This is a genomic window from Sulfitobacter sp. (assembly GCF_036960155.1).
In the GTDB taxonomy this organism is placed as follows: domain Bacteria; phylum Pseudomonadota; class Alphaproteobacteria; order Rhodobacterales; family Rhodobacteraceae; genus Sulfitobacter.
This window is the reverse complement of sequence record NZ_JBALWB010000003.1, coordinates 200342-226563: the sequence shown is the minus strand read 5'-3', so window position 1 is coordinate 226563 and position 26222 is coordinate 200342. Positions and strand designations below refer to the sequence as shown.

Sequence of the window (26222 nt, the reverse complement as noted above, 5' to 3'; positions counted from 1 at the left end):
CCATTGAAGTCTGAGTGAAATCAGCTCAGTTACAAACTTGCGGTAGCGGTAATATTAGAAAGTTGGGAAGAGTTACTACATCAGATGACAGATATTGCTGTTAATTCGCGCACTTAATAGCTGCATGTATAAACTCATTAATCATGTATATAAAAACGGCAATGCGAACATTGCGTAAAAGTGCGTCCTCCCCATCGGATCGGATGGCTTTGGGAACCGAACTATCATGGGTGTGAAACGACGCCACCTTTAAGCGCCATAACCCCTGACGAGCGTTGCATCAGCACACGACGAATTTGACTTCCGAGCGTCCTTGCGACTCATCAGGTACTGTCCACTTCCAGTCAATTGTGAAGATGACCACTTCCGGGCCAAAGCCGCCGTTCGTGCTAGCCGCGGCAAATGGCGGCTATAAAGATGGCAGAGCGATTACCGCCTAGCGGCCCACCTATACATAGGACCTTTCCCGTCGCCTCCTTGACCAACGGCGTTGCGGGCCTTGCTGATCTGTTATGAAGTGCATTGGGCGGCTTCGAATGGTGTTTGTCCACTTTTGAGATATGGACAATATAGCCCAAAAAACTTCGGCCCAAAGTTTCGAATGCTGCGCGCAACGCCTCAGCAGTGGCTCTGACGTGTATTACGAGTGAACACTATATTTGAATGAAATTCAAACGCTGCATTATTTCAGTAACCTACAAGAGCACGAAATTCGTTTCGCAGCATTAGTTGTCGGCGCGCTGCGCCATCGCGTCATGGACCGCTTGCATGCCTCGGTCGGCCATATCCGAGACTTCTGCAGCATGTTTATGCAGTGCTGCGACGACGTCAGGATCCGTCGATGTTCGCACAACAACAATGCCTTCTTCAGTTACGTCAATCTGCGACTGCATCTCGGCACCGTTTGCAAAAAGAATATCCAGCGTTGGGCTTTGAATGAATATCTTAGGATCATCGCCGCGCGCGACGCGGTCCACCATTCCTACAATGTGACTGACAAGCACCGCCATAACATCTTCGTCCGAAGACCGCGTGACCGTGCGTATTCCATTCGGCAAATTTGTGACCTCGCGGCTGATCGTTTCAAAGTTCTCAAACATGACAGCAAGCTCATCGGATTCACTTTCCGACGCATTCGCACCGCGAAGACCCGGCATATTTTTCATGTCATGCCCCATGCCATCCGCGCTGTGCCTGTCGTGCATACTGCTGTGCATGAAGGCATACATGCGGGTCTGGATTGTGTCTTGGAAGACGTAGCCAAGGCCAATTGCCAAGACCGCAACGCCGATGACGATCTTTGATTTTCTCATCGCAAACTCCATTTTGCATCCAAGCGGCGCAGGGTGATTTCAGATTTACTCTTGCGGGCAATAAAGGCGGTGCAAAACCGTGATGATTTCAGCAACCTCGGTGCCCTTCAAAGAGTAATAGATTGTTTGACCATCACGTCGGGTTTCCACCAGTTCAGCATCTCGTAGCTTTTTTAGGTGATGCGACATAGCAGGTTGGGAAAGGCCTGCGCTGTCCGCAAGGCTGAGAACGCTTTGTTCACCGTCCAGCAAAACACACATCAGGCGCAGGCGCACCGGTTGTGACAGCATTTCCATAAGCTTGGCGGCTTCCGCGATTTTGGGCTCGAGTGCGGTGATGTCCAACATTGGGCAAATTACCTCTTGTGTATTTATGATCACTTATATAAACGATTGCAAATATAAAGGCAAGCGCGTCGATGTGAACGTGTGCCAAAACTTACGACAACACGATAAGGAGTTACTAGGTGGAAACAGATTTTACACCCATTGCATCACTGCTGGGAGGCGCGCTCATTGGCCTATCCGCCATTGTGCTATTGGCTGCCCACGGGCGGATTGCAGGCATCAGTGGCATCGTGTCACGCATATTACCGCCTTCGGTTGATAAGGCCGGATTGCCACAAGGCATCATATTTTTGGTCGGCCTCCTGCTCGCGGCACCGCTTTGGTTTCTGGTAACTGGCGCAGCACCTGTGCAAGTAGTTTCAAGCAACGGGCTGTTGCTAATGATTGCGGGCCTACTTGTCGGGTTCGGTTCAGTCATGGGGAACGGCTGTACAAGCGGTCACGGGGTGTGTGGCATCTCGCGCGGATCAGCGCGCTCAATTGCTGCGACGATGACATTTATGGCCACGGCCTTTGTGACCGTCTTTGTTCTGCGCCATGTCGTGGGGGGCTAAGATTATGCATATTTTCAGCACACTCTTTGCAGGGCTTTTGTTTGGAACCGGATTGATCCTGTCTGGCATGGCAAACCCCGCCAAAGTCCAAAACTTCCTCGATCTTTTTGGCACTTGGGACCCGAGTCTTGCTTTTGTTATGGGCGGCGCGATCATGGTAACGATGCCGGGGTTCTGGCTTGTTCAGAAACGCGCAAAGCCGCTGTTTCATGACGCATTTCATCTGCCAACACGCACTGATTTTGATGCAAGGCTTGTCGCTGGGGCCGCCACGTTTGGCGTAGGTTGGGGCTTGGGCGGTTTCTGCCCCGGTCCTGCATTGACGGCATTACCATTGGCCGCAACTGGCACGCTTTGGTTCGTTCCAGCGATGCTGGTTGGCATGGTCGTCGCCAAATACGCGACAACATCACAGCCCAAATCCCTTGCCGTTTGAAAGTAAAGACAATGCAAACCTATCCCGTTGATATGTCGATGAAACCAGACGTCGAAGCTTTCTTTGACGCAGCCACCAACACGATCAGCTATGTCATCTCTGATCCGAAAACCAAGGCCTGCGCGGTTGTGGATTCCGTGATGGACATTGATTACGCATCTGGTCGCATCACCCATGACCATGCGGATCGTATAGTAGATCATATCACAACAAATGGGCTGGCATTAGAGTGGATCATCGAAACCCATGTCCATGCGGACCATCTGTCTGGCGCGCCCTATTTGCAGGAAAAGCTCGGCGGCAAAATCGGCATCAGTGCGCGGATCATGGAAATCCAAGAGACGTTCGGGAAAATCTTCAACGAAGGCACTGACTTCCAACGGGACGGGTCGCAATTTGATGCGCTTTTCCAAGACGGCGATCGCTACAAGATCGGCGAGGTTGACGTCTTTGTCATGGCCACACCGGGACATACGCCAGCTTGTATGGTGCATGTCATGGGGAATGCGGCCTTTGCGGGTGACACGATGTTCATGCCTGACGGTGGGTCCGCACGTGCTGATTTTCCGGGTGGTGACGCCGGTGACCTTTACGACTCGATCCAGAAAGTCCTTACCTTGCCAGACGAAATGCGGCTGTTCATGTGTCATGACTACGGGCCGGACGGGCGCGACATCGCATGGGAAACAACCGTAGCCGACGAGAAAGCCCACAACATCCATGTCGGTGGTGGCGTGACCCGAGAGGCATTCGTCAAGCTCCGCTGCGAGCGTGATGCAACGCTGGCCATGCCAAAACTGATCATCCCGTCCTTGCAGGTCAACATGCGTGCTGGCGAAGTGCCCAAAGATGCAGATGGACGCGCTGTGTTGAAGGTGCCTCTCAACCAACTCTGAAACCGCGTTTTAGGAAAACGATGATGCAAATCACACAACTCGATGCCCTGACCTATGTTGGGCCACAAATCTCTATTGCCGATGTGGAAGATCTGAAACGGTTGAAAATCAGGACGGTTATCGTGGCTCGCCCCGAGGGGGAAACCGCTGATCAGCTCACCATATCCGAGGTACATGCCTCTGCGGATACTTTGGGCATCACAGTTCACCAGATACCTGTCATTTCTGGCAAAATTACCGATGAAGATGTTCGAGCATACGGTGCGATCACATCAGCGGCGGGTCACCCCGTTCTTGCCTACTGCCGCAGCGGGATACGTGCGACATCGCTTTGGGCGCTGAACGCGGCAGAGCAAGGGCAGTCGCCCGAAGAATTCTTGCGCAGGGCGAAAGCCGCAGGTTTTGATCTCTCCGGTCTAGCGGATCGGCTTGCTGCACAGGCTGCGTAACTGAAAATGTAAAGGGATCACGGGTCATGAATACGACGCAGCTAGCGAAATACCTACCCATCCTGGACTGGGGCCGTACATATAATCGTGGCACGCTGACCAATGATCTGATGGCCGCAGTGATCGTGACGATCATGCTGATCCCGCAATCGCTGGCCTATGCTTTGCTTGCGGGTCTACCGCCGGAAATGGGGCTCTATGCGTCGATGGCCCCGATTGTCCTATACGCAATCTTTGGGACAAGCCGCGCGTTGGCTGTAGGGCCCGTTGCGGTCGTATCGCTTTTGACCGTGGCCGCCGTCAGTAAAATCGCTGTGCCGGGAACATCCGAGTATATTGCAGCTGCAATCACGCTGGCATTCCTGTCAGGCCTGATATTACTCGCTCTTGGTTTGTTCCGCTTGGGGTTCTTGGCAAACTTCTTATCCCATCCCGTGATCGCTGGTTTCATAACCGCAACAGGGATCATCATCGCGGCAAGCCAGTTGAAAAACATCCTCGGGATCGACGCCCATGGGCATACGCTGCCTGATCTTATGGGATCGCTTGTGCATAACGCGTCACAAGTGAATTGGATCACTGCTGTCATTGGCTTGGCGGCCACGGGTTTCCTGTTTTGGGTGCGCAAAGGATTACTGCCATTGCTTGTGGGCATGGGGATCGCCACGCATTTGGCTGGGATCATCGCAAAGGCGGGACCTGTCGCCGCAATCGTTGTGACCACAATGGCAGTCTGGTTTTTTGATCTCGCCGCGCGTGGGGTTCAGGTCGTCGGGGACGTGCCCAAGGGCTTACCACCGCTTACCTTACCATCTTTCTCGATGGACATGTGGTCCAACTTGATCGGCGCTGCTGTGTTGATCTCGGTCATCGGGTTCGTTGAATCCGTCTCGGTCGCGCAAACACTGGCCGCGAAAAAGCGCCAGCGGATCGATCCCGATCAAGAGTTGATTGGACTGGGTGCTGCCAATCTAGGCGCGTCATTCACAGGCGGATTCCCTGTGACTGGCGGGTTTTCACGGTCCGTTGTGAACTATGACGCGGGCGCAGATACACCCGCGGCGGGTGCTTATACCGCGATTGGTCTTGCGGGTGCATCGCTGTTCTTGACGCCCCTTATATTCCACCTCCCCAAAGCGACACTTGCGGCAACGATCATTGTGGCTGTCCTGTCGCTGGTCGATTTCTCGATTTTGAAAAAGACATGGCGTCATTCAAAGGCAGATTTTGCAGCCGTCGCTGCAACAATGGTCATCACCTTGTTAATGGGTGTCGAATTGGGTGTGACAGCGGGCGTCGCGATTTCGATCCTCATTCACCTGTACAAAACATCGCGCCCCCACATGGCCATTGTCGGTCAAGTGCCCGAGACAGAGCATTATCGCAACGTCTTGCGTCATGATGTTTTGACCGATCCAACGATCCTTACGATTCGCGTTGATGAAAGCCTCTATTTTGCGAACACGCGCTATTTGGAAGATCGAATATATGACGAGGTTGCCAAACAGCCAAAACTCCAGCATGTCGTGCTGATGTGCTCTGCGGTGAACACGATTGACATCTCAGCACTGGAATCGCTTGAAGCAATCAACGAGCGCCTCAAGGCTGGTGGCGTAACGTTCCACTTTTCCGAAGTGAAGGGGCCAGTCATGGATCAGCTTAGCGCGACCGGGTTTCTGGGCATATTGAGTGGCGAAGTATTCCTAAGCCAACACGTAGCTCAATCTGCTTTACGCGTTAGACCAGACCTGTGATCGACCCGAATTCATTTACGATGATGGGGCCAAAACGAAAGAAGCTACCATTGGCGCAAGTGCTGCGAAAGACCGCTAGGTCCCGCATTGCGGTCATTCGATGATTGCTTCAGAAAATCGTGGTCACATCCGACTGTTCCCATAATCATTTTGAACTGGAACTCAGAAATGCACCAGTGATCGCAAACAGTGTGCCAAGGATCGTGGCGACAGTCACAACACCTACATCGAGGATTGCTAGCAGGACCAATGCAGCCAATGGAGTAAGGAACGCCAGACCCGAAATTGTAGCCGTCGAACCTGCGCGCGTTGCTTTGTCCCTCAATATGTTTGCAACCGTAAACGGCCCCATCCCCATGAGGGTAGTCAGCAATCAAGCACACTTGAGGTCATAAACTACTGAGTAGTTGTGTAGATGCCTGACTCTCCAAAGTTCCCCCTCCCCCGAACACAAAAAGGCCCCTGCAACGTTTCCGAAGCAGAGGCCATATTTTTATAAAGTGGTCTGATTTTAGATAATAAAATCACCTTCCAGATCGTCGATGACATTGATCTCTGCCTTAAGCTGATCATCATCCACAGGCTGAAGGACCGGGATACCAGCGATATACTCTACGTCGTATTGGCCCGCCTTACCCTCAACTTCGTCTTCGGGCGCAACATAGGTCAGATCATCTACTGCACCGGAACCAACCAAGTTCACGTTCAGAGTTGATACGTTGTCAGCGTTAATGATCAATTCCTGCTGGCTGTTATCACCCGCTGCTGGAATGTCGATTGTGTTGATCAGGCCGCCGTCAACGTCAAACAGATCAATTGTACCGCCTGCTTCTTCGACGTCCAGCACATTGATGCTGACCACCTCGGAAGGTACGTCAAAATCGAATGTCAGCGTTCCCCCACCGGCGTTGTCGTCCGCATCCGAGCTGTCGTTATCCTCAGAAATGATGAATGCATTGCCAACACCGTTGAAGGACAAATCGTTGTCGCCGCCTGTAGTGTTATCCGTGTCAAAGATCATCGCGTCGTTTTCGCTGCTGTCTGAATCGCCATCACGTTGTGCAGAAATGGTCACGCCATCAAACTGATCATCGATCACATCACCAGAGGACAGACCTTCAAAATCGATGACTGTCGGCTCACCTGTGGCAACGCCTTCACTGGTCTCGGTCACTGACAGGTTGTCAAAGAACACCCGTTCGTTGCCAGCAGAGATGTCAGACACAATGCGGAACTCGACGTTACCGTTCACATCGTCCAACGCGCCGCCCGAGTAGGTCAGCGTGCTGCTATCCTCGGTGATCTCATTACCGGTGTTGCTGCCAACCAGGGCCGTGCCCGCGTCGTTCACAACAAATGTGTCCAGCACTTCCCAGTTGCCGTCTTCGGTGCGTACTTCAAGCGTCAGCTCGTCTGCATAGCTGCCTGTGGCTTCAAAATTGTCCGCATTGTTGACGCGTACGTCAAAACTAAGAGAAACATCACCGTCCGCCGCAACTGCAGCAGTTTGCAGTGTGCCGTCGTTGTTACCGTCTGTCTTCAGCTCATCGCTATACACGTCCCAACCGCCATCACTCACGATGCTGGCACTTTGTGCTGGATCGGAAATATCGTCAAAGTCTTCGGAAAGCAGAACAGTCTCAACCGCTTGCACTTCACCACCCTCGACTTCTTCGGAGGCTGTGACAGATACATTGTCCAGCTTGATGTATTCGTCAGAGGCCGTCACATCAGAGATAAAGCGGAACTGAGCAGTATCTTCTGCTGTATCAAGGATACCACCTTCATACAGGATGCTGCTGGCGCTGTTGCCGAATGTCTGGCCCGTTTCGGAGCCAACAATGGCTGTGCCTGCATCATTGACTTGGAATTCATCCAGCAAAACCCATTCGCCACCATCAATGCTCACTTCGACGCGCAGGCTGTCTTCTGCCCAGCCAGTGTTTTCGAACAATTGTGTGTTGTGTACGTTTGCATCAAAGCTCAGCGTGACAGGGCCATCGGTGCTGACAGTATTCAGCGCAAGAACACCCTCATTGTGGCTATTCGTAACCAGCTTGTCCCAAGAGGCAGCCCAGTTTGTTTGGCCCTCTACAATCGAGGAATCCTCGGCAGTGTTGATATCGTCAAAGTTGTCGAACAAAACTTCTTTGGACACGAGAACCGGATCAGCATCTGGCGTATCACCTGACGTCAGAACCTGGCCGTTACCGCCATCGCTGTCCACAACAGTGGCAAAGCTGCTTATGTCCAGATCAGAGATGCTTAGGGGTCCGTTATCTGAGAACAGGGTGAAGTTCGCCTGACCCACCTCACCTGTAGTGCTGCTTGGATCTGTGCCAAACTGGATACCAACGTCATATCCCTCAGCAACCTGTGCACCATTCGCCAGCGTATCGACGCTGTTTACAGCGGCTTGAACGCCCGTGACCGGTGAAAAGATCGAACCAGTGTTCTCTTCTGGGAAGAAGTTGAGGCTGTCCAACGTGCTGTCATCAGACAAGTTAAAGAACACACCATCCAGATCAACAGGCATCGTTGGGTCAGCCGAAGCAACAACGATAAATAACGTACCTGTATCGGTTTCAGAGACTGTTACGATGGTCTGCGGATCGCAACCCAGAGTGATCGAGATTGTGTTTGTGGAGCTCATGGCAGTGTACTTCCTTATCTTTAAGAACTTATCGAGAAGGGTCTAGATCACACTGCCATCTTTTCACCGAGGGGAATTCACGCAATGGCCTCTCAGCTAACGAAAACGTTACAATTGGCCCCAATTGTGGGGATTTTTGCTCTAGGTTCGTTTCCCAAAAAAAGACAATCATTTGCCTGCAGCGTTACTGTCAAAACGCCCATTCGGACGGCACGGCACACGGCGAATCACTCAGCAACACGCTCACCACTCTAGCGAGTATTTAGGGTATCCGAATCTGGCTCCCACTAAATGTGGCCGTGTCTTGGCTCAGGTCATCGTAGACAATCTGTACGGTGATGCGCTCTACGCTCCCTTGCGGATAGGTCAAATAGGGAAGTCCATCTCCCTCCAATATCGCGTTAGGACTGGCGTATTCCAAGTGGCATTCAGGAAGCGGTATGTCCTTCATCGGCCCATCATTGATAGACAGTGCCATCCCGCTCAGGCCACAGCGCCACGCCCAAAGATGGGTGACATAAACCAGATCATTGCCACCATAATCACGCAGCCCAACCCAGTTGGCTTTGGTCGCCGTTAAAATGGGCTTCACCTCGGTGGCGGTTGTGAATTTTCCTGTCGGGATTTGCGGTTCGGCCACCACCCCATCAGGGACCACCGCCAATTCCAACTGAAGACCATCAGCTGTGTCGACAGGTGTGCCTTCAATGATTGTCGCGCCCCCTATTGTTACTCCCTCACCAATCACAACCGAGCTTGCAGCTGGGGCCTCAAGCTGAGGCTCAGCTTGGGCCGTTTGGCTCTGGTGTGGATCAGACGGGTTGGACGTAGCTGCAATCGCTATCATAGCAAAAATAAAATCGATCATTCAAAATCCCTCAATCAGGCAGGGCCAAATTGCCTGCTTTCAAAACATTCCTTGCGCCGTATAATGATGCGAAAAAGCGCATCCCGTGACACACAGGTGCAATTGAGGACCGAGTATGGCACGCACAACAACAGAGAAACAATCTTTCAACGTGGTCGTTGTTGCTCAGCATGGACGGCTTTCCTATGAAGCACTGATTTTTGTCGCCTCCTTGCGCGCCATGAGCCCTGATTTTTCTGGCCGTATTCTTGTTGCAGAACCCCAAGCAGGGCCACTGTGGACAAAAGACCCAAGCATTCGCAATCAACCCGTCCAAGATGCCCTTGTTGAAATGGGTGCCGAAATCATCCCCTTCCAGAGCACCCACTTTGGCGAGGTCTATCCGTTCGGTAACAAAATCGAGATGCTACAAGCCTTGCCCAAAGGCGAACCGTTTGTCTTTTTTGATACCGACACATTGATCACGGGCGACCTTGCCAGCGTTCCGTTTGATTTCAACCGCCCTAGCGCATCCCTGCGCCGCGAAGGCACATGGCCCCATCCGCAGCTTTACGGCCCCCAATACACTGGATTGTGGAAGTCTCTTTATGACAAGTTCGAGCTGGACTTTGAATCCTCGCTAGACCTGAGCCAACCTGATGAATATTGGCGCCGATATCTCTACTTCAATGCGGGCTTTTTCTATTACAAATGCCCGCATGAATTTGGCGCAAAGTTCCTTGAGTACGCACTAGCCATTCGCGACACCCCCCCTGTTGAACTCTGCGCTCAGAGCTTTGATCCGTGGCTTGATCAGGTTGCTTTGCCGCTTGTCATACATGCACTGGGCGGAGGACGAGACACCCTTTCAGAGGGGTATTTGGACGGCACAGTGAGTTGTCACTACCGCCTGCTGCCCCTCCTTTATGCACGCGAAAGCGATCGGGTGGTGTCTGTCCTTGAACAGGTCACGGCCCCAAACAAACTGAAAAAGGTGCTCAAAATCTACGACCCGATCAAGCGGATGATTTATCAAGGACGTGGTGCTAAAGCGCGCGCATTGTTTGATCGTGAAAACCTACCCCGCAAGGAACAAGCCATCCGAAACCAACTCAAATCAAACGGGTATTGGATGCGGTAAATATTGGCTTTCAGGGCTTGCCGGCCAAATGATCCAAACACAAAAAAAGGCCCGCTTATCGCGGGCCCTTTCAATATTCTCTTATATCGAAACAACTGCGCTCTTCAGGAAACCTCCATCGCACGCTTTGTCCCCGCCATAATTACGCCGTTGGTTTTTCCAGAAGCGTATAGGTGGCAACAAATGTATCTGCTGCCTGACCGCGTGCGATCTGGCCCTGCTTGTTACGTTTGCTACGTGCGCCTACAGACTTCTTAATCACGCGACCAATTTGCTGGTTCAAAGAAACACGCGCGCGTTTGATTGCCGCATCGTTGTCTTCGCCTTGCTCACCCAATGCAATTTCATATTGCGCTTTGAAATCAGCATCTTTTCCTGCTTCGCTGATCACTGTCAGGATGAAGTTCTCATCAAACTTACCTGCTGCGTCCAGCTTGGTCGCCAATGCAACCACTTGGTCGATTACTTGGCGTTTCGCCGCCAAACGTACCGCCAGCGGCTCATCTGCTGCACCAGCTTCGATGACATGTGTTTCGACCAGCTTTTGCATGTAGTGGGTCATATTCATGCCTGCGGCTTTAGCCTGCGCATCCATGAACTTGCGCACAGGCAATTCAAGCGTGAAGGTCACGGTAGAAGCCTTCTGAATTTTCTCAAGACGGCGCGCACGACCGTCAGCTTTTTTTGCTGCTGCATCAGTCGTATCGGCCTTGCTTGCTTTCGTTGCTTTTTTCGTAGTGATTTTTTCAATCTTTGCCATTTTATATCTCCTGCCTCAAAAACATACATTACAAGTATGGCAAAACTCGACCCATGTCAACATACTTGTAATGTATGAATCCTACCCCCCCCTATTTCAGCCCTGACAAATTTCCTGAATTCTTCCCAAAGTTTTAACCACGTTCTACCTGTCCGGCCCCCTGAGAACCATTTCCCTTCCGCGCGCCGTTCACTTGTTTGTGTATACGCAATCCCGTATCGCTATGGGCAACCAATAGGAGGAGACCCCCATGTCACATGGTTTTGATACACTGCAGATTCACGCTGGCGCCCGGCCAGACCCCGCCACAGGCGCCCGTCAAACCCCCATCTACCAAACGTCAGGGTATGTTTTCCGCGATGCTGATCACGCCGCAGCCCTATTTAACCTACAAGAAGTCGGCTTTATCTATTCCCGCCTGACCAACCCAACTATTGCCGTTCTTCAAGAACGCGTCGCAACCTTAGAGGGCGGTGTTGGCGCTGTGTGCTGCTCATCCGGTCACGCGGCCCAGATCATGGCCTTGTTCCCGTTGATGATGCCCGGCAAGAATGTCGTCGCCTCTACACGCCTATACGGTGGCACGGTCACGCAGTTTAGCCACACAATCAAACGCTTTGGCTGGGAAGTGAAATTTGTCGACTTTGACGATCTGGACGCTGTCAAAGCAGCAATCGACGATGACACGCGCGCAGTATTTGGCGAAGCCATCGCCAACCCCGGCGGTTATATCATGGATGTGCGTGCAATTGCCGACATCGCGGATGCTGCACAAATCCCGCTAATCATCGACAACACCACAGCAACACCATACCTGTGCCGCCCGATTGAGCTGGGCGCGACATTGGTTGTTCACTCCACCACCAAATACCTGACAGGCAACGGCACTGTTATGGGCGGCTGTGTAGTAGACAGCGGCAATTTTGACTGGTCAGCAACAGACAAATTCCCATCCCTCAGCGCACCAGAACCTGCTTACCACGGCCTCAAATTCCACGAGACCTTTGGCAATCTGGCCTTTACCTTCCACGGCATCGCCATTGGCCTGCGTGATCTGGGCATGACACTGAACCCGCAAGCAGCACATTACACGCTTATGGGCATTGAAACACTAAGCCTGCGAATGGACCGCCACGTTGCCAACGCCAAAAAGATCGCAGAATGGCTCGAGGCAGATGACCGTATTGATTACGTGACCTATGCGGGCCTCGAATCATCGCCCTATTATGAGCGCAGCAAAAAAGTGTGCCCAAAGGGCGCCGGTGGTCTTTTCACCTTTGCCGTAAAAGGCGGCTATGACGCTTGCGTCAAACTGGTGAATGCCCTCGAAGTATTCAGCCACGTGGCCAACTTGGGCGATACACGTTCACTGATCATCCACTCTGCCTCAACAACGCACCGCCAACTCACGGCTGAGCAACAAGAGGCAGCAGGCGCTGGGGCCAGCGTTGTAAGGGTTTCCATCGGAACCGAAGACGCAGATGACCTGATCGCCGATCTGGATCAGGCACTAACCCAGGCCTCCGCTTAACGCCCCTTCCCTGCGCGATATTCGCATTGCGCAGGGACATTCACTGGCATGTGCTGAATTCCGCTTGCAGAGCTTTTTTTTTGGCCCTGCCTGCGGTACTCTGTCCTGATACGAAGTTGTTGGTTAACCAGACCCATGATAGAGGCGGCGCATGAAGCCTAATTTTGCCCTTTCCCTGTCTTTTGAAGGCATAAAACTGCTGCACCGTGCTGCGGGCGGTTGGCGCGAAGTGGGCGAAGTGTCCGTTGCCGCCGATGATCTGGCGGGCGAACTGGCCGTGCTGCGCAAAACCGCCTCAAGCCTTGAGCCAGGTGGCGTGCGTTCAAAGCTGATCATTCCCGAAGGTCAAATCAAGTATCTGACCATCAATACGCCCGGACTGTCCGAAGCTGCGCGGCGCAAAGCCGCTGAAACAGCACTGCATGACGCGACACCTTACGAGATTTCAGAGCTCGCTTATGACATCAGTCCAGATGGCCCCAAAACCCATATCGCCGCTGTCGCCCGCGAAACGCTGTCCGAAGCCGAAGCCTTTGCCACCGAGCACCGCTTTCATCCCGTCAGTTTTGTCGCAACCCCCGGAGATGCCGGATATTTGGGTGAGCCGTTCTTTGGCCCAACCCAAGGTGCCGCCGATCTACTGGAAACAAACGAAACGGTTGAAGCGGATGGCATAGCTGTTGTTATCGTTGGAGCAATTGCGCCCGAAGCAGCCGCTCCAACAGAACCTGCAAAAGAAATTCCAACCAAGGTCGCCATAGAATCTGAGACCGTAGCAGCGGAAACCGCAGACACTTCGCCGAAATTACCTCAGGAAGATGTGGCATCCAAAGAGCCAGTTTCAACAACAGCCGCAGCCTCAACAACAGATAAGGTTAAGGACGAACATAAGGCGGAGGTTGAAGCAACACACACAATAGAGACACCAAAGCCATCACAGTCTGAACTCCCCCTAGCTTCCTCGACACCTGAGCCTGCAGTCAAAGATGATGCTCCGGCGAGTGTGAATTCTGTTGGCCCAGCGGCGCCAGTGCCGGCGAAAGAAGCCGCCAAGGAGGAACCCGAACCCAAGGAACCTTCAGTTTCTACAGCCGATCCTGAACAAGAGATAGAACCAGGCAAAGCCAAGGCCTTGGCCGCAGCAGCAGCTGTTGGCGCGCCCACCAAGCCAACCTTTTCGACCGCTGTCAGGGTGCCGGCCTCCCCACAAGGCGGCACGCCGCGTCCTGCAACCAGCTTTTCCAGTCGCCGTGGGGGCACCACCGCTGCCGCCGGAAAACCCCTTGGCGGCGCTCAGCGCGGTGAGGTGAAAACACCAACACCTGATAGCAGTTCCCTCACCCAACCAGCGCCTATTGCAGATACACCTGTCGCGCCCCCCGCCAAGGCCGGGTTCTTAAGCCGCCGCAAACCACGTAAAGGCGTTGCTACTCCTGTACCTACGCCTACCGCTGCCGCCACAGGCACCGAAGCCGAACGTATGACGGTCTTTGGCGCCCGTGCCGATCAAGTTGGTGGCAAGCCACGCTTCCTCGGTTTGATCATGACGGTCATCTTGCTGGTCTTCTTGGCAGGCGTTGCTGCATGGGCTGCCGTCTTTTTAGACGAAGGCATTGCAGGCCTCATGAAACGGAGCGAAGTTCGCACCACAGCCTCAGCGCCAGAAAACCAGATCGACCCGGAAATAATCCGCACACCCGAAGGTATAGCAAAATCGGACGCCGTATCCAACGAAGGCGTTCAGATTGCGGCGCTTGATCCCGTCCTCTCCGCAGAAGACACTGCCGTTCTTGATGCCCTTCAAAATCCGCGGCCCGAGCCTGAAATCCCCGTCATTTCAGAACAAGAGGCGGCCGCCCGCTACGCCGTTACTGGAATCTGGCCACTGGCCCCCCCGACAACACTCTTACAGCCTCAAACCCAGTCAGACCCCGTCTACCGCAGCAGTATAGATGCAATCAGCAATGCAAATGACGCAATTGCATTGCCGCAAATCCAAGAGCTAGATAACGATATCCAACTGGCCGCGGCTCTTTCGCCTCCCCCCTTTGGGCAACGCACGGTCTTGGGTGCAGGCGGGTTAATTGTACCCACCGCAACAGGCATTGTAACGCCGGGCGGATATACTTTATTCGCGGCAAGCCCGCCGCTCAAACCTCCCGCCACTCGGGCACGATTTGTAACCCAACCTGGCGTCACAGCGCCAGCCGTAACGCCAGTAGCTGCACCTTCCCCCCTCCTCGATTTCCGGCCTAAAAACAGACCTCTAGGTTTGACCGAGCGGTCTGAACGGGCACAATTAGGCGGTGTTTCACGGATAGAGCTAGCAGCTTACCGACCCTCCTTGCGTCCGCGTTCCCTACAGGACCGCGCAAAGCAAGCTGAAGACGATGCAAAAAAAGCGGAAGAAGCCCGCGTTAAAACCGAAGAAGAGCGCGCGACAGCTGCTGCAACTGCAGCAGCAGCGGCGGCACTCGCTATTCCTGTTCCCGCACCATCCGCCATTCAGGACGCTACAAGATACGCTGTTGCAAAATCCGTCCGCCCGGATACACGTCCGCGCAACTTTGATCGTATCGTAAAACGCGCCGACCGCGCACCACCCCAAGAGACCCGCGTCGCAGCCGCAGCGTCTGTTGCCCCGCGCACTGTTGCTCCCAAGCTCCCATCCAAAGCTTCTGTTGCACGCAGCGCAACCGTCAAAAATGCAATCAATCTGCGCAAGGTAAACCTGATCGGCGTTTACGGTAAACCTTCCAGCCGCCGTGCTCTGGTGCGCCTATCCAACGGACGTTACAAAAAAGTAAGCGTTGGGGATCGTATTGATGGGGGTCGTGTGTCTGCCATCAATAACTCTGAGCTGCGCTACTCAAAAGGTGGCCGCAACGTTATTTTGAAGATGCCGTAAAGCACTCGATCCGACGACCTCCCGCGAACTGCTATCGCGTCTTCTCGCATCGGAAAAAAATAATGCGCGGTACTTCGTACCGCGCACATTCAGATCAGACCGCTAGATTAATTTACCGACAAGGAAGCCATTAGCTACCTGTCAGTTCCCCATTATCGATCTGTTCCTGTTCGATGCTCTCGAACAAGGCCTTAAAGTTCCCTTCGCCAAATCCATCGTCACCCTTGCGCTCAATGAATTCAAAAAAGATCGGGCCGATCACAGTCTTCGAGAATATCTGCAACAAAATCCGCGTCTCTCCCCCATCAACCACGCCTTCTCCATCGATCAAGATGCCATGTTTTTGCATACGTTCCAGTGGCTCTTCATGGCCGACAACGCGCGTCTTGCTTAGCTCATAATATGTTGCAGGTGGCGGCGGCATGAATCGCAATCCGTTCAGCGCAATTGCATCTGTCGCATCATAGACGTCACGCGCCCCAACAGCGATGTGCTGAATGCCTTCGCCATTATATTTCTTGAGGTAGGCCACAATCTGCCCCGTCTCTCCGCGGTCTTCATTGAGCGGGATGCGAATACGCCCGCAAGGCGACGTCAAAGCCCTTGAGAAAAGACCGGTAAACTTACCCGCAATATCGAAAAAGCGGATTTCGACGAAATTGAACAGATCACCGTAGAACTTAAACCACTTGTCCATGTTCCCTTTGAACACGTTGTGCGTCAGGTGATCGAGGTAATAAAATCCAACGCCTTCAGGCTTGGACTGCGCAATCCAGTCATATTCCCAGTTGTAGGGCGATGTGTCGTAATATTGGTCCACAAAATACAGCAGTGAACCACCAATCCCCATAATTGCAGGTACATCCAGCACCTTGCCAGCACCCTTATATTCTTCAGCGCCTTTGGCGACCGCATGCGCCAACGCAATTTGCGCATCCACCACACGCCATCCCATGGACGGTGCACAAGGCCCGTGTTCCTCTACAAAACCAGCTGCAAAGCTATCCTTGTCGTAGTTCAACACATAGGTGATATCGCCTTGCTGCCAAAGCTCGACCGCCTTGGTTTTGTGATTGGCAACGTGGCTGTATCCCATTTTCCGGAACACTTCGCGCAGTTCATCCGGATTTGCTGAGGCGAATTCGACAAACTCAAAACCATCGGTTCCTGCGGGGTTCTCGGGTGAAATGATTGATTTTGGTGCATCGTGTGGGAACGGACCCATGGCTAGCCTCCTAATTTACGTAACCTGCGACAGACATACACTGGGCGCGATGCGACATCTGCGCATAGTTCACTACGGATATTGAAATTTTCGCCATAATGCCGCATACTATCCTAAAATATTACAAGATATCCGCATGAAACTTGACGAAACCGACAAACGCTTGCTTGCCGCGCTCCAAAAGAACGCGCATCTCACCGCTCATCAACTCGGAGAGGCGCTCAACCTGTCTCCTTCACAGGCAGGGCGCCGCCGTCAAAAGCTGGAAGCAGACGGTGTCATTCTAAATTATACGGCCCGTTTAGACCCACCCCAGCTGGGCCTCGCGGTGCAGGGTTTTGTTCAGGTCCATCTGGGCACCCACGGGCCAGAACATTCCACCAGTTTTGCGCGCCTTATTGCCACGCGCGCCGAAATTGTAAGCGCATGGACGATGACAGGGGATGCAGATTACCTGCTACGGGTTTACTGTGAAGATCTACCCGCCCTAAATCGGTTGATTCACGAGGTGCTCCTGCCCCACAAGGCAGTTGCCCGTGTTCACAGTCAGATTGTCATGGACCAACTTAAGCAAGATGGTCCTTTGCCCACTTAATGCCCCTCACGGCACCAATGAAGGATCCCCATGGAAGGTTTTCTGTTTCAAGCTACGATTTACCTCGCCGCCGCTGTCATTGCGGTGCCGATTGCTGCCCGTCTCGGGCTGGGGTCAGTATTGGGGTATCTCGCCGCAGGAATTTTGATCGGTCCCGTGCTTGGGCTGGTTGGTGCAGAGACAAAAGATCTACAGCACTTCGCCGAATTTGGCGTGGTGATGATGCTGTTCCTCATTGGGCTTGAACTTGAACCAAAGGCCTTGTGGGACATGCGCCACAAACTGCTCGGCCTGGGCGGCCTACAGATCGTCGTGAGCACATTGGCCTTGATGGGCATCGCGATGGCCTATGACCAACCATGGGGTGTCGCACTAGCCATTGGCCTGACCCTCTCCCTTAGCTCAACCGCGATCGTACTTCAGACACTGTCTGAGAAAGGATTGATGCAAACCGCCGGAGGGCGGTCTGTCTTTTCTGTTCTGCTGTCACAGGACATCGCCGTCATCCCAATGCTCGCATTCTTGCCACTTATTGTGGTCATGCTGCCTGTTGCTGTTGTATCGCCTGATGGCTCGATTGTGATCCAGACGCAGGACGGGGCTGAGCATGGCGCGGAACATGGCAAAGGCGCCGCCGATGCAGCCTTCACGTTTATCGATACACTCCCTGCTTGGGGCGTAACCCTTGTTACAATAGGCGCGATTGCTGGCATCATCGTTGCGGGGGTTTTCTTTACCCGCCCTGTTTTCCGTTACATCCACTCGGCCAAATTGCGCGAGATGTATACCGCGCTGGCGTTGCTGATTGTTGTCGGGATTTCGTTCACCATGATGTTGGTTGGCTTGTCACCTGCCCTTGGCGCATTCCTAGCTGGTGTTGTTCTGGCCAGCTCAGAATTCCGCCACGAGCTGGAAACCGACCTTGAACCCTTCAAAGGGTTGCTGCTTGGGCTTTTCTTTATCACCGTAGGCGCTGGTATTAACTTCGAGCTGCTCGCATCAGATTTTGTCATCATCGGCGGCATGGCCCTTTTGGTCATTCTCGTCAAAGGCATCATTCTGTTTACACTGGGGCGGCTGTTTAAATTGCGCGGCCGTGATCAGTGGCTATTTGCCTTGGGTCTCGCGCAGGCTGGTGAATTTGGATTTGTGCTGGTCAGCTTTTCGGTAACAACTGGCGTTCTTCCAAACGATGTTGCCGAAACACTGCTTTTGGTGATTGCGTTGACCATGCTAATCACACCGCTTCTGTTTATCTTATTCGACCTGATTTCCAAACGCAGCACCGATGCAGCAATCCGCCCGCTTGACGACGAAATCGATCAAGAAGGGCCTGTCATCATCGCGGGCATCGGGCGTTTTGGCCAAATCGTAAATCGCTTGGTTCAAGCGTCAGGTTTTGAAACGGTTGTGCTGGACCACAACCCCAACACAATCGCAGTGATGCGCCGCTTTGGCTTTAAAGCATTTTTGGGTGATCCCACGCGCCCTGATGTTTTGCGCAAGGCAGGTCTAGCCGATGCTCGAGTTCTGGTGGTTGCGCTGGATGATCAAAAGGCAGCCCGTGCGCTGGTAAAATACGCGCGTGCGCAGCGGCCTGATCTGCATATCGTAGCGCGTGCGCATGATCGCACAGATGTCTATCAACTTTATCAGGCTGGCGCTGATGATATCGTGCGCGAGATGTTTGACAGCTCCCTGCGGGCAGGTCGCTATGTGCTCGAAAACCTCGGCCTGTCAGAATATGAGGCCGCGGAAGCGCAACGCATTTTCTATCACCATGATCGTACATCCATCCGCGAGTTGGCGCAGCTGTGGGAACCCGGCATAGCCCCAGCAGACAATAAGGCTTACGTGGCACGTGCGAAGGAATTGCAAAAAGACCTTGAGACAGCTTTCCTCAACCGCTCGGATGAGGACGAAAAGAAAAAGGCATAGGCTCCTCGTCGGATCAGGCGTCGGTGACGCCTGCTTCGGCAAAGGTCGCCATGCCGCTGTGGCACTCTAGTGCGGCCTTTACCACATGGATCGCCAGTGCCGCGCCCGATGCCTCACCCAGCCGCAGGCCAAGGGCCAATAGCGGCTCTTTGCCAAGCGCTTCAAGAAGGCGTGCATGTGCGCCCTCAGCGCTGAGGTGACCTGCAACGCAATGATCCAACGCGCCCTTGCTTGTGTGCTCTAGGCAGGTCGCAGCCGCCGTGCAGATAAAACCATCCAAGATTACCGGAATGCGCAGGCTGCGCGCACGTGCAATTGCACCCGCCATCGCAGCAAGTTCACGGCCGCCCAAACGGCGCAATGTCTCGATGCCGTCGCCCTGCCCTTTGTGCAGCGCAAGCCCTTCACCAACCACACGGGTTTTGTTCACAAGGCCGGCATCATCAACGCCAGTGCCGCGCCCAGTCCAGTCGGCAGCATCGCCGCCCAACAACGCAGCCGCCAATGCAGCCGCAGGTGTTGTGTTGCCAATGCCCATCTCGCCCACAACCAGCAGATCAGCGGCTTCATCCACCGCGTCCCATCCTGTTGCCAATGCGGTTGTCATGTCCTGCTCCGACATTGCTGGGCCTTGGGTAAAATCATCTGTTGGACGGTCAAGCTCTAGCGCGTGCACATCCAGCTTTGCTCCTGCCGCGCGGGCCAGTTGATTGATCGCAGCGCCGCCGTGCTGAAAGTTCATCACCATCTGTTCGGTCACTTCTGGCGGAAAGGCAGATACACCCTGCGCCGCAACACCGTGGTTTCCCGCAAAAACAATCACCTGAGGTGCTGTGATTTTGGGCTGCGGGTTCCCGCGCCAGCCTGCATACCACTGCGCCAGTTCTTCAAGTCGTCCCAAAGCGCCCGGAGGTTTGGTCAACTGGCTGTTTCGCTCTGCAGCACCTTGGCGCGCCGCAGTGTCCACATCTGGCAAAGCAGCAAGTGCTGCGCGAAACCCGTCGAGATCAGAAAAATCAGCCATCCCAGAAACCCTTATTGCCAGACCGTTCACGCCTGTTTACCCAATGGGGCGCTGCTCACAAGCGTTGAAAGGGTCATTGTTATGGATAAAAGCGACCGAGGACGCCAGCTTTGGCTGGCTGCAGTGCTTCTGACGCGGGTGCCGCTGCCGCATTTGCCTAATGATGCGTTTTCAAAAGGAGCTGATGCCGTCTGGGCCTATCCCCTGATTGGCGTCGCTGTGGGCGCTGGCGCTGTGCTGGTGGGCCAGCTTGCCCTCTGGTTCGGCCTACCCGTTTACGGCGCTGCAGCGTTGACGTTAACCACTATGATGTTGCTCACAGGCGCGATGCACGAGGACGGCCTCGCTGATGTCTTTGACGGCTTTTGGGGCGGTTACACGCCGGAGCGGCGGTTGGAGATCATGCGCGACAGCCAGATCGGCACCTTCGGTGTGCTAGCCCTGATCATGGTTAGTATCCTACGCCTAAGTGCCATTGCCGCGCTGTTGGTCAATTGGTGGCCTGCAATCATTGTAGCCGCGGTTTTGTCTCGCGCTGTTATGCCCATATTGATGAACACCCTACCCCATGCCCGCAAAGACGGTTTGTCCCACAGTGTCGGGCAGCCGACGTCTGGAACAACGGCTTTGGCCATCGGCATTGGAGCGCTCCTATCCCTTTTTATGATCGCAGGTGCAGGCGTGATTGGGATTTGTGCTGCGCTTGCTGTCGCAATCGCAATCGCCCTTTTGGCCAAACAAAAGATCGGCGGACAAACAGGCGATGTCTTGGGCACCGTACAACAACTCAGCGAAGCGGCAGTTTTGCTGTGTTGCGCCGCAATGCTATAAATAGAAACGGCGTCTGAAAACTCAGACGCCGTTCAAAAAGGTATCGATGGTTATTGGACAGGAACAGGCACAACGCGGCTGTCCAGAACATCACCGATCTGCTTGGCCGCTGCCAACTCATCGCCGCCTGCAACTGCTGCAACTTCACGTGTCAAACGCTCAAGTGCTGCTTCATACAGCTGACGTTCGGAATAGGACTGCTCACGCTGGTCATCCGTGCGGTGCAAATCACGCACAACCTCTGCAATGGCAATCAAATCACCAGAGTTGATCTTTTGCTCATATTCTTGGGCCCGACGCGACCACATTGCGCGCTTTACCTTTGCTTTGCCTTTGAGCGTCTTCATCGCGTGGGCGATAACATCAGGTGAGCTAAGCGCGCGCATGCCGATTTCGATCGCCTTATGCGTTGGAACCCGCAGGGTCATTTTGTCTTTGTCGAATGCAATCACATAAAGCTCTAGCGTGGTGCCTGCAATTTCCTGCTCTTCAACGCGGGCAATTTGGCCAACGCCGTGCGCAGGATAAACAACGAATTCACCCATGCGAAAATCAAGCTTTTTAGATTTAGTCATACTTATTCGGCTCCTATAGAGGCGCTGCCTGCATCAGCAACGCACAACAAACGCGACCCGCAACAGGCCGAAACCCGCACGTCTTGCGTTAATTTTTGATTGATTAGATGCGCCGTGGCTGGAGGGCGCTTGTGTGTGTAAAAATACGTATCATTGGCAACAGTATACCACAAAATGCGCCCCCCTAAAAGGGGCGCGAAATGCCAGTGTAGCAACGTTATGGCGCAGATATGCCCAAGCAGCCGCGAATCACGTGAGCAGACTTAGCCGCCCTCGCCTGGGGTCTCGGAGAACATGTCGATCTTGCCGTCTTTACCGTCCATCTCCTCTGCACTTGGCAGCGGATCTTTCTTGGTGATGATCACTGGCCACATCTCGGAATACTTGCGGTTGAACTCAACCCATTTTTCCATATCTGGCTCTGTGTCAGGACGGATTGCATCCGCAGGGCATTCGGGCTCACAAACACCACAGTCGATGCATTCGTCAGGATGGATCACAAGCATGTTCTCCCCCTCATAAAAGCAATCCACCGGACATACTTCGACACAGTCGGTGTATTTGCAGGCGATGCAGGCGTCATTTACGATATAGGTCATGGGAGAATGTCTCTGTCAGGATGGCTAGATCAGTAGCTAGAACAGCCACGAGGATCATTCAAGGTGGCGCGCCTTAGAAAGATCAAGCTGGCGACGGTCGCGCTTGGTTGGGCGCCCTTTTCCCTCAAAAGCGGGATTATGCGGAACTTTTTCCTTCGCGGCCCGTACAGGCGGCTCCAAATCAGTGTAAAGTTCCTGCGCTTCGGGCGCTGGACCACGCCGTGAACCGCATGCTTCAACGCGGATCACGCGAATATGATCATCTTTGGCAAATGTAAGAACATCGCCAGCGGTGATCGTTGTACTGCGTTTGGAGGCTGGTGTGCCGTTTATACGAACGGCGCCTCCGGCGACAATACTTGCCGCCAGAGTCCGTGTTTTGAAAAACCGCGCGTACCAGAGCCATTTGTCTAGCCGTAGCTTTGGCGCAGTTTCCTCACTCACTTGTCGGTTTTGAGGCCCATCAGAGCCGCAGCAAACGGGTTGTCAGGATCGATCGGCTTTTCCTTCTTGGGCGGACGCGCCGAGAAGTTCTGGCTTTTCGCTGCTTTGCCACCTGGCTCGCGTTGACCTTTTTTGCCACGCGGGTTCGGTTTACCCTTACCTTTGGGACGATCCCCGCCAGCTGGCTGTCGACGTGCCGGACGGGCCCAAGTGAAGGTATAGAACGCCTCCATTTCGACTTCGGCAGCCTCAACAGCAGGCACATCAGCTTCAGCGGCAGGCGCTTCGGCTTCAACCGCTTCAGGTGCAGCAACTTCTTCAGTTGGCGTTGCATCATCAGCTTCAGCGTCTTTTGCTGGTACGTCAGAGCTTTCCTTGGCAGTTACAGGAACCGCTTTAACCTTAGGACGTTGGCCTGCTTCGGCTTTGTAGCCGAGACCCTGCATTAGGTCGGAAAACTGCTCTAGCGTTGTGCCCGAAATCGACAGCATGTCTGCTTTTGCCTCAAACCCGCCGCGCGAGTCTTCGTTGCGTAACATGTCGGCCAGACGTTCCAGCATATCGATCCGAATGGCACGTGTTCCTGCATTACGATAGCCAGACATTGTGTCCGACCCCGCCGCAGCGCCCACTTCCACAGGAATCGTCACCAAACCGGGAGGAGGCGATTCGGGGAACTCAGACAGACCTTTGGTCAGCGACCACAGAACCAAACGCAGACGCGTTGGCGCTGGTTTGAGAAGCAGCGGCAAAAAGATCGTGAACTGGCCAAAACGGATACCGTGTTTGCGCAAGGCACCACGTGCATCCTGATCCAGTGCTTTCACTTCATCCGCGATCTCGGCACGTTGCAACAGGCCAAAACCTTCGACCATCCGGAACGCAAAGCCGCGTGCCAGACCTGTCAGGGCCTCGTCTTTTTGCAACGCAATCAGCGGTTCAAACAATGCCGCAACCTTGCGATCAATGAAGTGCTGCAAGCGGCGTTGAACCTTTTGCGCAACCTCCGGACCAGCCACATCATCCACAAATACTTCGACTTGCGGCTTTAGCCCGTCAGGGCCAGCCACCAATTTACCCACCGCTGAGCTGCCCCACATGAGGCCGCCCTGTTCGGTAAAATCAATCTCAGTATCGGGTGCGTTATAGAAACGATCCGCCCGCAGATGGAACTGCGGCGCCAGCGCTTGTAGCGCCGCCGTCTTGATCGTTTTGCTCTCAGCCGAGCCTGCGCCCTTGTCGGCGCGGAAACGGAAACCGTCCAGCTTACCTACAAATTCGCCCTCAACGGTTACTTCACCAGTCTCGTTTACTTCGGCCACCATGGCTTCCTTCTGTCCTAGCCGGCGTAACAATACAGATGTACGCCGATCTACAAATCTTTGGGTCAAACGCTCATGTAAAGCATCCGACAGTCTGTCTTCTACGACACGTGCCTCCCCGCGCCAATGGGTTTCGTCATTTGTCCAACCTTTGCGCTGGGTAACGTAAGTCCATGTGCGGATAAATGCCAATCGTTTCGACAATGCGTCAATGTCACCGTCAGTGCGGTCAATGAGTTTAATCTGCCTTGCCAACCACGCATCAGGCAATGTGCCACCTTGATGCAAATAGTTATAAATTATCTCAAGCAGGTTCGCGTGTTCTGCGTGGCTGATTCCCCGGAAATCTGGAACGCGACAAACATCCCACAACAATCGAACCGATGGGCCGTCCGTACAGCGCGCCGCGATCTCTGCGTCCTCGCCTAACGCCTTGAGCGCCCTCAGGTCGTCCGCTTCGCGTGCCTTAACCAGCCGCTCATGGTCTGGGGCCATTTCCAACGATTTGACCAAATTGGCGATGCTGCCGAACTGAAGGCGCGGGTTACGCCAGTTGATTTTGTTTTGTGGCGTGAACTGGTGATCCATGATTGCACGCGCAACGCCATCTTCCAGCGGGCGTGCATCGCCTGTCACACCAAAGGTGCCGTCCTTCATGCCCCGCCCTGCACGACCTGCAATCTGGGCCAGCTCGTTTGGCGCCAATGGCCGCATCCGCCGCCCGTCAAATTTGGCCAGACTAGAGAACGCCACGTGATCCACGTCCAGATTTAGCCCCATACCAATGGCGTCCGTGGCCACCAGATAGTCGACCTCACCATTTTGATACATTTCAACCTGTGCATTGCGCGTGCGCGGTGAAAGTGCCCCCATCACAACGGCTGCACCGCCCTTTTGGCGGCGGATCAGTTCTGCGATAGCATATACATTCTCAACCGAAAATCCGACTATTGCACTGCGTGGGCGCATCCGACTTATCTTTTTCGGACCTGCATAGGTTAATTCGGACATTCGTTCGCGTTTTACAAATTGCGCCTCAGGCACCAACGCAGCGATGGTGCCACGCATTGTATCCGCGCCCATAAACAGCGTTTCGTGAAGCCCGCGCGCCCGCATCAACCTATCCGTAAACACATGCCCACGTTCGGGATCGGCACAGAGCTGGATTTCGTCAATCCCCACGAAATCCGCACCCATCCCATCGGGCATCGCCTCAACAGTACACACCCAATATTGCGTGCGCGGCGGCACGATCCGCTCTTCGCCAGTGACCAGTGCCACCACTGAAGGCCCCCGTGCCGCGACGATGCGGTCATAGACCTCGCGCGCCAACAGGCGCAGCGGCAGGCCAATAATGCCAGATCGATGCCCCAGCATCCGCTCGATTGCGTATGTTGTCTTGCCAGTATTGGTCGGGCCCAAAACGGCCACAACCCTGCCTTGCGTGTTCACCGCAAATTCCTAACCTGATCAGAGAGTGCGCCCAATACCTACGGTTTTAAGCTGTTCGAGTGCCGCCTCGGCATTCTTATGGTGCGGGTTTAGCGCCAAAACACGGCGGTAAAGTTGTGCTGCCTTGCGGTTATCACCCAGTTCTTCGAGCAAAATACCAAGGCCAAAGATAGCGTTGAAATTATCGGGATTAAGCGCCAGTGACGTTTGGAGATCATCCATCGCTGGACCGTATAGATTGGCCCGATAATAGGCGGTAGCCCGCGCATGGTACCCTTCGGCGAAGTCCGGCGCATGATCCGTCAAAGCGGTGAAATGTTCGATGGCTGTGACAAATTCGCCCACAGCCAATGCATCACGCCCGCGTTTCAACAACAGATCCATCGCCGCAGATCCCGACCGCGACCACTCGCGCACGACGTCGCGCTCGGCCACCCTGGCGACCTCGACCGGCTCTGTGCGCAGCGTCTCTAGCAACGTATCAATCCGCCCGCGGTCCTGCGCATCAGCAGGGCCACAAAGCAACACAAGCACGCCAAGTGCCGCGACGGTATGTTTGAGGTTGACGAGGTTCATACGCATAACAAGAGTGAATGTAACAGGTGAGCGACCGATTTCCAGAGCGGT

The 26222-nt window shown here is 54.0% G+C and carries 24 protein-coding genes; 11 read left to right on the top strand and 13 right to left on the bottom strand.

Annotated elements, in window-relative coordinates; all coding sequences use genetic code 11:
• Positions 1 to 725: 725 nt before the first annotated feature.
• Positions 726 to 1313: a hypothetical protein gene (locus V7775_RS11075; RefSeq protein WP_335751955.1), complete on the bottom strand. Its 588-nt coding sequence runs from the start codon at positions 1311 to 1313 to the stop codon at positions 726 to 728.
• A 45-nt stretch (positions 1314 to 1358) separates the two neighbouring features.
• Entirely contained in the window at positions 1359 to 1661 is a 303-nt protein-coding gene (locus tag V7775_RS11070; protein ID WP_335751954.1) for an ArsR/SmtB family transcription factor, read from the bottom strand.
• 119 nt (positions 1662 to 1780) lie between these two features.
• On the opposite strand from V7775_RS11070, the gene V7775_RS11065 reads away from it, so the two are divergent.
• Genes V7775_RS11065 through V7775_RS11045 form a run of 5 tightly spaced genes read left to right on the top strand, consistent with a single transcriptional unit; the run spans position 1781 to position 5750 of the window.
• Positions 1781 to 2215 carry a YeeE/YedE family protein gene (locus V7775_RS11065; protein WP_335751953.1) on the top strand — a complete coding sequence of 145 codons (435 nt, stop codon included), beginning with the start codon at positions 1781 to 1783 and terminating at the stop codon, positions 2213 to 2215.
• Between the two features lie 4 nt (positions 2216 to 2219).
• Positions 2220 to 2651, top strand: a complete 432-nt coding sequence (locus tag V7775_RS11060; protein WP_335751952.1) for a YeeE/YedE family protein — start codon at positions 2220 to 2222, stop codon at positions 2649 to 2651.
• A gap of 11 nt (positions 2652 to 2662) precedes the next feature.
• A complete protein-coding gene (locus tag V7775_RS11055) occupies positions 2663 to 3547 on the top strand; it encodes an MBL fold metallo-hydrolase (RefSeq protein WP_335751951.1) in 885 nt (294 codons plus the stop codon).
• 23 nt (positions 3548 to 3570) lie between these two features.
• The gene (locus V7775_RS11050) at positions 3571 to 3996 is read left to right on the top strand and encodes a TIGR01244 family sulfur transferase (protein ID WP_335751950.1); all 426 of its coding nucleotides are present in this window, start codon (positions 3571 to 3573) and stop codon (positions 3994 to 3996) included.
• Between the two features lie 26 nt (positions 3997 to 4022).
• Positions 4023 to 5750, top strand: a complete 1728-nt coding sequence (locus V7775_RS11045) for a SulP family inorganic anion transporter (protein ID WP_335751949.1) — start codon at positions 4023 to 4025, stop codon at positions 5748 to 5750.
• A gap of 145 nt (positions 5751 to 5895) precedes the next feature.
• Here the strand turns inward: V7775_RS11045 and V7775_RS11040 are convergent, their stop codons facing one another.
• From V7775_RS11040 to V7775_RS11030, 3 genes are all read right to left on the bottom strand, one after another.
• Positions 5896 to 6123, bottom strand: coding sequence for a hypothetical protein (locus tag V7775_RS11040; protein WP_335751948.1), 228 nt, complete (start codon positions 6121 to 6123; stop codon positions 5896 to 5898).
• Between the two features lie 138 nt (positions 6124 to 6261).
• Entirely contained in the window at positions 6262 to 8403 is a 2142-nt protein-coding gene (locus tag V7775_RS11035) for a hypothetical protein (RefSeq protein WP_335751947.1), read from the bottom strand.
• 262 nt (positions 8404 to 8665) lie between these two features.
• Positions 8666 to 9271 carry a hypothetical protein gene (locus tag V7775_RS11030; RefSeq protein WP_335751946.1) on the bottom strand — a complete coding sequence of 202 codons (606 nt, stop codon included), beginning with the start codon at positions 9269 to 9271 and terminating at the stop codon, positions 8666 to 8668.
• A gap of 115 nt (positions 9272 to 9386) precedes the next feature.
• On the opposite strand from V7775_RS11030, the gene V7775_RS11025 reads away from it, so the two are divergent.
• Complete coding sequence (locus V7775_RS11025; protein WP_335751945.1) at positions 9387 to 10391, top strand: hypothetical protein; 1005 nt, start codon at positions 9387 to 9389, stop codon at positions 10389 to 10391.
• Positions 10392 to 10533: 142 nt separating this feature from the next.
• Here the strand turns inward: V7775_RS11025 and V7775_RS11020 are convergent, their stop codons facing one another.
• Positions 10534 to 11151, bottom strand: coding sequence for a hypothetical protein (locus tag V7775_RS11020; protein ID WP_335751944.1), 618 nt, complete (start codon positions 11149 to 11151; stop codon positions 10534 to 10536).
• 250 nt (positions 11152 to 11401) lie between these two features.
• On the opposite strand from V7775_RS11020, the gene V7775_RS11015 reads away from it, so the two are divergent.
• On the top strand, positions 11402 to 12682 hold the full coding sequence (locus V7775_RS11015; RefSeq protein WP_335751943.1) for an O-acetylhomoserine aminocarboxypropyltransferase/cysteine synthase family protein: 1281 nt from the start codon (positions 11402 to 11404) through the stop codon (positions 12680 to 12682).
• Between the two features lie 151 nt (positions 12683 to 12833).
• Complete coding sequence (locus V7775_RS11010) at positions 12834 to 15590, top strand: hypothetical protein (RefSeq protein ID WP_335751942.1); 2757 nt, start codon at positions 12834 to 12836, stop codon at positions 15588 to 15590.
• 130 nt (positions 15591 to 15720) lie between these two features.
• Here the strand turns inward: V7775_RS11010 and hppD are convergent, their stop codons facing one another.
• Entirely contained in the window at positions 15721 to 16815 is a 1095-nt protein-coding gene (gene hppD / locus V7775_RS11005; protein ID WP_335751941.1) for a 4-hydroxyphenylpyruvate dioxygenase, read from the bottom strand.
• 136 nt (positions 16816 to 16951) lie between these two features.
• On the opposite strand from hppD, the gene V7775_RS11000 reads away from it, so the two are divergent.
• Positions 16952 to 17410: an Lrp/AsnC family transcriptional regulator gene (locus V7775_RS11000; protein WP_335751940.1), complete on the top strand. Its 459-nt coding sequence runs from the start codon at positions 16952 to 16954 to the stop codon at positions 17408 to 17410.
• Between the two features lie 30 nt (positions 17411 to 17440).
• On the top strand, positions 17441 to 19348 hold the full coding sequence (locus V7775_RS10995) for a cation:proton antiporter domain-containing protein (protein WP_335751939.1): 1908 nt from the start codon (positions 17441 to 17443) through the stop codon (positions 19346 to 19348).
• 13 nt (positions 19349 to 19361) lie between these two features.
• On the opposite strand, the gene cobT is transcribed toward V7775_RS10995, so the two are convergent.
• Positions 19362 to 20372, bottom strand: a complete 1011-nt coding sequence (gene cobT, locus V7775_RS10990; protein ID WP_335751938.1) for a nicotinate-nucleotide--dimethylbenzimidazole phosphoribosyltransferase — start codon at positions 20370 to 20372, stop codon at positions 19362 to 19364.
• 81 nt (positions 20373 to 20453) lie between these two features.
• Between cobT and cobS the strand changes: the two genes are divergently transcribed.
• The gene (gene cobS, locus V7775_RS10985) at positions 20454 to 21203 is read left to right on the top strand and encodes an adenosylcobinamide-GDP ribazoletransferase (protein ID WP_335751937.1); all 750 of its coding nucleotides are present in this window, start codon (positions 20454 to 20456) and stop codon (positions 21201 to 21203) included.
• 50 nt (positions 21204 to 21253) lie between these two features.
• On the opposite strand, the gene V7775_RS10980 is transcribed toward cobS, so the two are convergent.
• The 5 genes from V7775_RS10980 to V7775_RS10960 all read right to left on the bottom strand — a co-directional run bounded on the left by V7775_RS10980 (position 21254) and on the right by V7775_RS10960 (position 26177).
• Positions 21254 to 21778 carry a CarD family transcriptional regulator gene (locus V7775_RS10980; protein WP_335751936.1) on the bottom strand — a complete coding sequence of 175 codons (525 nt, stop codon included), beginning with the start codon at positions 21776 to 21778 and terminating at the stop codon, positions 21254 to 21256.
• A gap of 263 nt (positions 21779 to 22041) precedes the next feature.
• On the bottom strand, positions 22042 to 22377 hold the full coding sequence (gene fdxA / locus V7775_RS10975; protein WP_335751935.1) for a ferredoxin FdxA: 336 nt from the start codon (positions 22375 to 22377) through the stop codon (positions 22042 to 22044).
• Positions 22378 to 22431: 54 nt separating this feature from the next.
• Positions 22432 to 22821: an RNA-binding S4 domain-containing protein gene (locus tag V7775_RS10970; protein WP_335751934.1), complete on the bottom strand. Its 390-nt coding sequence runs from the start codon at positions 22819 to 22821 to the stop codon at positions 22432 to 22434.
• Entirely contained in the window at positions 22818 to 25595 is a 2778-nt protein-coding gene (locus V7775_RS10965; protein WP_443070115.1) for a helicase-related protein, read from the bottom strand. Before V7775_RS10965 ends, V7775_RS10970 begins: the two co-directional genes overlap by 4 nt.
• 18 nt (positions 25596 to 25613) lie before the next feature.
• Positions 25614 to 26177, bottom strand: coding sequence for a tetratricopeptide repeat protein (locus tag V7775_RS10960; RefSeq protein WP_335751933.1), 564 nt, complete (start codon positions 26175 to 26177; stop codon positions 25614 to 25616).
• Positions 26178 to 26222: the final 45 nt, after the last annotated feature.

Bases quoted from the DNA above. Each gene is read 5' to 3' on its own strand.
- V7775_RS10960 (WP_335751933.1), bottom strand. From the start codon at position 26,177: ATGCGTATGAACCTCGTCAACCTCAAACATACCGTCGCGGCACTTGGC.
- V7775_RS11015 (WP_335751943.1), top strand. From the start codon at position 11,402: ATGTCACATGGTTTTGATACACTGCAGATTCACGCTGGCGCCCGGCCA.
- V7775_RS11010 (WP_335751942.1), top strand. From the start codon at position 12,834: ATGAAGCCTAATTTTGCCCTTTCCCTGTCTTTTGAAGGCATAAAACTG.
- V7775_RS11075 (WP_335751955.1), bottom strand. From the start codon at position 1,313: ATGAGAAAATCAAAGATCGTCATCGGCGTTGCGGTCTTGGCAATTGGC.
- V7775_RS11055 (WP_335751951.1), top strand. From the start codon at position 2,663: ATGCAAACCTATCCCGTTGATATGTCGATGAAACCAGACGTCGAAGCT.
- fdxA (WP_335751935.1), bottom strand. From the start codon at position 22,377: ATGACCTATATCGTAAATGACGCCTGCATCGCCTGCAAATACACCGAC.
- V7775_RS11070 (WP_335751954.1), bottom strand. From the start codon at position 1,661: ATGTTGGACATCACCGCACTCGAGCCCAAAATCGCGGAAGCCGCCAAG.
- V7775_RS10995 (WP_335751939.1), top strand. From the start codon at position 17,441: ATGGAAGGTTTTCTGTTTCAAGCTACGATTTACCTCGCCGCCGCTGTC.
- V7775_RS11025 (WP_335751945.1), top strand. From the start codon at position 9,387: ATGGCACGCACAACAACAGAGAAACAATCTTTCAACGTGGTCGTTGTT.
- V7775_RS11035 (WP_335751947.1), bottom strand. From the start codon at position 8,403: ATGAGCTCCACAAACACAATCTCGATCACTCTGGGTTGCGATCCGCAG.
- V7775_RS11000 (WP_335751940.1), top strand. From the start codon at position 16,952: ATGAAACTTGACGAAACCGACAAACGCTTGCTTGCCGCGCTCCAAAAG.
- cobS (WP_335751937.1), top strand. From the start codon at position 20,454: ATGGATAAAAGCGACCGAGGACGCCAGCTTTGGCTGGCTGCAGTGCTT.
- V7775_RS11030 (WP_335751946.1), bottom strand. From the start codon at position 9,271: ATGATCGATTTTATTTTTGCTATGATAGCGATTGCAGCTACGTCCAAC.
- V7775_RS11060 (WP_335751952.1), top strand. From the start codon at position 2,220: ATGCATATTTTCAGCACACTCTTTGCAGGGCTTTTGTTTGGAACCGGA.
- V7775_RS11020 (WP_335751944.1), bottom strand. From the start codon at position 11,151: ATGGCAAAGATTGAAAAAATCACTACGAAAAAAGCAACGAAAGCAAGC.
- V7775_RS10980 (WP_335751936.1), bottom strand. From the start codon at position 21,778: ATGACTAAATCTAAAAAGCTTGATTTTCGCATGGGTGAATTCGTTGTT.
- hppD (WP_335751941.1), bottom strand. From the start codon at position 16,815: ATGGGTCCGTTCCCACACGATGCACCAAAATCAATCATTTCACCCGAG.
- cobT (WP_335751938.1), bottom strand. From the start codon at position 20,372: ATGGCTGATTTTTCTGATCTCGACGGGTTTCGCGCAGCACTTGCTGCT.
- V7775_RS11050 (WP_335751950.1), top strand. From the start codon at position 3,571: ATGCAAATCACACAACTCGATGCCCTGACCTATGTTGGGCCACAAATC.
- V7775_RS11045 (WP_335751949.1), top strand. From the start codon at position 4,023: ATGAATACGACGCAGCTAGCGAAATACCTACCCATCCTGGACTGGGGC.